The sequence below is a fragment of the Ramlibacter sp. 2FC genome, from assembly GCF_005503345.1.
GTDB lineage: Bacteria > Pseudomonadota > Gammaproteobacteria > Burkholderiales > Burkholderiaceae_C > SCMQ01.
Window position 1 is genome coordinate 1 of sequence record NZ_SCMM01000106.1, and the last position, 5,729, is coordinate 5,729.

The 5,729-nt window shown below is 75.0% G+C and carries 4 protein-coding genes and 1 pseudogene; 4 read left to right on the forward strand and 1 reads right to left on the reverse strand.

Going from position 1 to position 5,729, the window contains the following annotated elements; genetic code table 11:
• Nucleotides 1–119: 119 nt before the first annotated feature.
• The 4 genes from hemC to FFS10_RS22560 all read left to right on the forward strand — a co-directional run bounded on the left by hemC (nt 120) and on the right by FFS10_RS22560 (nt 4,383).
• The gene (gene hemC / locus FFS10_RS22545; protein WP_137896839.1) at nt 120–1,022 is read left to right on the forward strand and encodes a hydroxymethylbilane synthase; all 903 of its coding nucleotides are present in this window, start codon (nt 120–122) and stop codon (nt 1,020–1,022) included.
• Nucleotides 1,023–1,037: 15 nt separating this feature from the next.
• Nucleotides 1,038–1,838: a uroporphyrinogen-III synthase gene (locus FFS10_RS22550; protein ID WP_137896840.1), complete on the forward strand. Its 801-nt coding sequence runs from the start codon at nt 1,038–1,040 to the stop codon at nt 1,836–1,838.
• Nucleotides 1,835–2,905 carry a uroporphyrinogen-III C-methyltransferase gene (locus FFS10_RS22555; RefSeq protein ID WP_137896841.1) on the forward strand — a complete coding sequence of 357 codons (1,071 nt, stop codon included), beginning with the start codon at nt 1,835–1,837 and terminating at the stop codon, nt 2,903–2,905. Before FFS10_RS22550 ends, FFS10_RS22555 begins: the two co-directional genes overlap by 4 nt.
• A 191-nt stretch (nt 2,906–3,096) precedes the next feature.
• Nucleotides 3,097–4,383 carry a heme biosynthesis protein HemY gene (locus tag FFS10_RS22560; protein WP_137896842.1) on the forward strand — a complete coding sequence of 429 codons (1,287 nt, stop codon included), beginning with the start codon at nt 3,097–3,099 and terminating at the stop codon, nt 4,381–4,383.
• 139 nt (nt 4,384–4,522) lie between these two features.
• Here FFS10_RS22560 and FFS10_RS23080 read toward each other — a convergent pair.
• Nucleotides 4,523–5,729, reverse strand: a pseudogene (locus tag FFS10_RS23080) (Rne/Rng family ribonuclease); the annotation flags it as partial.

Sequence of the window (5,729 nt, forward strand, 5' to 3'; positions counted from 1 at the left end):
TTTCATGGGTGGGCTCGTCTCGTCGTCTCGTAGTGGGAGAAATGGGGCGTGTCGCCCGCCGAGCGGGCCCGTCATGCTAGCATCGACGAGGCTGTCCCGATTACGAGCAGGTTACGACTTTGACGAAGATTACGATCGCTACCCGCGAAAGCCGCCTGGCCCTGTGGCAGGCCGAGCATGTGAAGGCCCTGCTGCAGGCGCGCGGCCATAGCGTCACCCTCCTGGGCATGACCACGCAGGGCGACCAGATCCTGGATCGCTCGCTCTCCAAGGTCGGCGGCAAGGGCCTGTTCGTCAAGGAGCTCGAGCTCGCGCTGGCCGAGGGCCGCGCCGACATCGCCGTGCACTCGCTCAAGGACGTGCCCATGGACCTGCCCGAGGGCTTCACCCTGGCCTGCGTGATGGAACGCGAGGACCCGCGCGACGCCTGGGTGTCGCCGCAGTACGCCACGCTGGCCGAACTGCCGCAAGGCGCGGTGGTCGGCACCTCCAGCCTGCGCCGCACGGTGCTGCTGCGCGCCCTGCGCCCCGACCTCAGGATCGAGCCGCTGCGCGGCAACCTGGACACGCGGCTGCGCAAGCTCGACGAGGGGCAGTACGCCGGCATCGTGCTGGCCGCGGCCGGCCTCAAGCGCCTGGGCCTGGAGGCACGCATACGCCAGGTGTTCGAGACCACCGAGATGCTGCCCGCGGTGGGGCAGGGCGCGCTGGGCATCGAGTTGCGCGCCGATCGCGCCGACCTGGCCGAGGCGCTGGCGCCGCTGGCGCACCAGGACACCTGGCTGGCCGTGGCCGCCGAGCGCGCGGTCAGCCGGGCCATGGGCGGCAGCTGTTCCATGCCGTTGGCGGCCCATGCCAGCCTGCAGGGCGGACAGCTCGTGCTGCAGGCTGCCTGGGGCGAACCCGAGGGGCCGGCCACCCTGGTGAGCGCGCGTGAGAGCGCGCCCGTGGCCGACCTGGCGGCTGCCGAGGCCCTGGGCAGCCGCGTGGCGGCGCAGCTGCGCGCGGGCGGCGCGCACTGATCGCCGGCCGGCGCGATGCCTGAGGCGCCGTTTCCCCGCGTGCTGGTGACGCGCCCGCCGCGCGAGGCCGCGCACTGGGTGACCGGGCTGCGCCAGCGTGGGCTGGCCGCCGAGGCCTTGCCGCTGATCGCGATAGCCCCGGCGCCGGACCCCGGGCCACTGCGCCAGGCCTGGCGCCATGTGCCCGACTATGCGGCCGTCATGTTCGTGAGCGGCAACGCCGTGTCCCATTTCTTCGCTGAAGCGCTGCCCGAGCCCCTGGCGCGCTGGCGCGGCGGCCAGCTCGCGACGCGGGCCTGGTCGCCCGGCCCGGGCACCTCCGAGGCCCTGCGGCAGGCGGGCCTGGCGGCGGCGCAGATCGACGCCCCGCCGGCCGAGGCCGGGCAGTTCGACTCCGAGGCCCTGTGGGCTCGCGTGCAGGCCCGGCTGCGGGCCGGCCAGCGCGTGCTGATCGTACGCGGCAGCGATGCCCAGGGCCGTGGCGCCGGCCGCGACTGGCTGGCGCAGCAGCTGGCCGCAGCCGGGGTGGCGGTGGACCAGGTCCTGGCCTACCGTCGCCTGCCGCCGGCGCTGGACGCAGCGCAGCTGGCGCTGGCAGGCCAGGCGGCGCGGGACGGTTCGGTCTGGCTGTTCAGCAGCTCCGAGGCCATAGCCCAGCTCCTGCGCTGCCTGCCGGCCCAGGATTGGTCGCGGGCGCGCGCCCTGGCCACCCATCCGCGCATCGCCGAAGCCGCGCGGCGCGCCGGTTTCGGTGTTGTTTGCGAGTCACGTCCTGCGCTGGCCGAGGTGGTGGCCTCGATAGAATCCCTGGCATGAACAATGCGTCCAGCCCCGAGCCAGGCCCCGCTGCCGGCCTGGCCGATTCCGTGGCGGTGGCTGCCGAGGGGCAAGCGCCTGCCGCGCCGCCCGTGCGGCGCGGCCTGCTGTGGCTGAGCCTGGTGCTGGCGGTAGCGGGCCTGGGTGCCAGCGGCCTGCTCTGGCAGAAGCTGGCGACCATCCAGGAACAATTGGCGCGGCAGAGCGCCGACGCCGGCGCGCAGTCGGTCGAGGCGCGCACGCTGGCGCGCCAGGCCCAGGACGCCACGCGCGAGACGGCGGCCCGCCTGGCCGTGATGGAGGCCCGCGTGGGCGAGGTGGCGCTGCAGCGCAGCCAGCTCGAGGAGTTGATGCAAAGCCTGTCGCGCTCACGCGACGAGAACCTGGTGGTCGACATCGAGTCGGCCATCCGCCTGGCCCAGCAGCAGGCCCAGCTGACGGGCAGCCTCGAGCCCCTGCTGGCCGCCCTCAAGGCCGCTGACCAGCGCGTGGTGCGCGCCGCCCAGCCGCGCCTGGGGCCCTTGCAGCGCGCCATCGCACGCGACGTCGACCGCCTCAAGCAGGCCAGCGTGACCGACACGCCGGGCCTGCTGGTCAAGCTCGACGAACTGGTGCGCCTGGTCGACGAGCTGCCGGTGCTCAATGCGGTCGCGTCGGCGGCCGCCGTGCAGGCGCCTTCGAACCCGGCCACTGCCGCGGCTCCCAGCTGGTGGGAGCGCCTGCTGGAGCGGTTCGCCACCGAGGCACGTGGCCTGGTGCGGGTCAGCCGCATCGAGCAACCCGAGGCCGTGCTGCTCTCGCCCGAGCAGAGCTTCTTCCTGCGCGAGAACCTCAAGCTCAAGCTGCTCAACGCGCGCCTGGGCCTGCTGGCGCGCCAGCTCGAGTCGGCGCGCGCCGACGTGGCCTCAGCGTCCACCGCGCTGGGCAAGTATTTCGACCCGGCCTCGCGCAAGACCCAGGCTGCGGCGACCCTGCTGCAGCAGGTGCAGGGCCAGATGCGCGCGATCGAGCTGCCGCGCGTGGACGAAACCCTCGCGGCCCTGGCCACCGCGGCCGCGGGAAGGTAGCCCGCAAGTGAAACGCCCCCACGCTCATCACTACGTGTATTCGCTGCCCCCCGAGGGGGCCCAGGCCTCCTTTGGGGCGGCGCTGCGCAGCGTCGTGCGCGCAGCTGTACAGCGCAGCAGCGCCATGGCCGCCCTTCGCCTGGTTCGCTTCGCAGACCAACGGCTCCGGGCGGCCCGGCAGGAGGCCTGATATGCGCGCCGCCCTGTGGTTCCTGGCCTTGTTCGCGGTCGCCGTGGCCGTGGCGCTGTTCGCCGGCAACAACCAGGGCACGGTCACCGTGTTCTGGCCGCCCTACCGCATCGACCTGTCGCTGAACCTGGTGCTGCTGACCCTGCTGGCCGGCTTCGCCGCGCTCTACGTGGCGCTGCGCGCCATCTCCGTGCTGCTGGAGATGCCGCGCCAGGCGCGTCGCTGGCGCGCCCAGCAACGCGAGCGCGCCACCCACGCGGCCCTGCTGGACGCGATCGCGCACCAGATGTCGGGCCGCTTCATCCGCGCCCGCAAGGCCGCCGAGGCGGCGTTGTCGCGCGAGAAGACCCTGGCGGCTTCCGGCGCCAGCCTGGGCCATGCGGTGCAGCTGCGCGCGCTGTCGCACCTGGTGGCGGCCGAGAGCGCCCAGGCCCTGCAGAACCGGGGGCAGCGCGACGAGCACTTGCAGCAGGCCCTGGCGCAAACCGCCTCGCGCGGCACGCTCATGCTGCAGGAGCTGCGTGAAGGGGCGCAGCTGCGCGCGGCGCACTGGTCGATCGAGGACCGTGATGCGCAGGCCGCGCTGGGCTGGCTGACCGGCCTGCCCCAGGGCGCGGGCCGCCGCACCCTGGCCCTGCGCATCAAGCTCAAGGCGGCCCGGCTGGCCCAGCAGACCCAGGAGGCGCTGGAGACCGCGCGCCTGCTTGCCAAGCACGGCGCCTTCTCGGCTATGGCGGCGCAGAGCATCGTGCGCGGCCTGGCCAGCGAGCTGATCGCGGGCGCCCACGACCCGGCCCAGCTGGAGCGGGTGTGGCAGATGCTGGACGCGGGCGAGCGCGCCATGCCCGAGCTGGCCATACAGGCCGCCCAGCGCATGGCCGCGCTGCAGGGCGACCATGCCAAGGCCCGCGCCTGGCTGCTGCCGGTGTGGGAACGCGTGCTCGAGCAGCCGGGCCTGCTGGCGGATGCCCAGCGCGTGCGCCTGGTGCGCGCGCTGGAAGCTGGGCTGGGCAGCCTGGACGACCAGGCCGCCCGCGACTGGCTGGCCCGCATCGAAGCGGCCCAGCAGCGCCTGCCGGGCGACGCGGGCCTGCAGTACCTGGCCGGCATGGCCTGCATGCGGCGCCAGCTCTGGGGCAAGGCCCAGCAGCTCTTGAGCCAGTCCACCCATGGGTTGCAGGACGCCGGACTGCTGCGCAGCGCCTGGCGCGCCCTGGCGCAGCTGGCCGAGCAACGTGGCGATACCGCGGCCGCCGCCCAGGCCTGGAAGCGGGCGGCCCAGGGCTGATACGCCGGCTTGCCGGCCATCTCTGGCCGCGCGGCGCGCTTCTCACAAGGACGACATCCCCAAAGCAAAAGGGCCGGAGGCTTGCGCCTTCGGCCCTGGCTTCAGGCCGCGGGCTCTCCGCGGCCTGTGCATCGCCCGCTCAGAACGGCAGGTTCAGGTTGCGCAGGTCCTTCTTGGTCTCCACCAGCACCAGCGGGCCTTCATCGAGCACCACCACCGGCGGGCGCTCGCGCGGCATGTGCACCGGCTTGGGCTCGGCGGCGATCGCCGCCTGCACCGCGGCAACCTTGTCGGCGTCGGAGTTGACCCACTGCAGGCCCGAGCTCTGCGCGACCTGGGCCAGCTCGTCCACCGGCAGGGCGAAGGCTTGCACCTTGGGCAGACCGCTGCTGGCTGCCACGGGGGCGGCCGGTGCGGCCACTGGGGCCGGCGCGGGCGCCACCACGGCCGTCGTCTCGACCGGTGCCGCCTCGGGGGCGCTCATCGGCGCGCCGGCGGCGCGGTCGAAGTAGGAGCGGACCACGGGCTCCTGCTGGGCCGGCGCCTCGGCGCTGGCCGCGGGCTCGGCGCCTTCGTCACGACGGGTCTCGGCGCGCTCGCCGTTGCGTTCGCGGCGGTCACGGCCGTAGCGGTCGCGTGAGCGGCGCTCGCGGCGCTCCTCGCCCTCGGGGCGTGCGGCATCGGGGGCCGCGCTGCCCTCCTGGCCGGAGGCCGGTGCGGACTCCACGGCACCCGCCGCCGAGGCCGCAGCCGCGGCAATGGCGGTGCTGGCGGCCAGGGCCGCGCCGGCGGCCAGGGCGTTGTCCTCGACCTTCTCCTCGGGGCGCGGGGCGCCACGGCGTTCGCCACGCTCGCCACCGCGTTCACGACGGCCCTCTCCGCGTCCTTCACCGCGTCCTTCACCGCGTTCGCGGCGGCCTTCGCCGCGCGGCGCACGCTCGGGGCGCGCCTCGCCCTGGGCCGGGGTGGGCTGCGCGGCTGCGTCGTTCACGCCGCCGGCCTGGGCCGTGCTGTCGGCCGCACCCTGGGCGTCGCGCCGCTCGCGCGGGCCGGTGCGCTCGCCGCGCTCGGGGCGCGGGCCGCGTGCCTCGGCCTCACCGCGGCGGCCTTCGCGGCTGCCGCGGCCCTCGGCCTGTGCGCCTGAGGCTTCGGCGCGCTCGCCACGGCGGCCATCGCGGCCGCCACGCTCGCCGCGCCGGCCGTCACGGCGCTCGCCGCCGCGCGCTTCGCGCTTTTCTTCCTTCCTGGCCTCGGGGGCGGGTGCCGGCGCCGGGGGCGGAGCCGGCGTTCCGCCTAGCAGGCTCTTGACCACGCCGAAGACGCCGACCTGGGCCGGTACCGGCGCC

Excerpts from the sequence above, each read along its gene's own strand:
- FFS10_RS22555 (WP_137896841.1), top strand. The coding sequence starts at position 1,835 with ATGAACAATGCGTCCAGCCCCGAGCCAGGCCCCGCTGCCGGCCTGGCC.
- FFS10_RS22560 (WP_137896842.1), top strand. The coding sequence starts at position 3,097 with ATGCGCGCCGCCCTGTGGTTCCTGGCCTTGTTCGCGGTCGCCGTGGCC.
- FFS10_RS22550 (WP_137896840.1), top strand. The coding sequence starts at position 1,038 with ATGCCTGAGGCGCCGTTTCCCCGCGTGCTGGTGACGCGCCCGCCGCGC.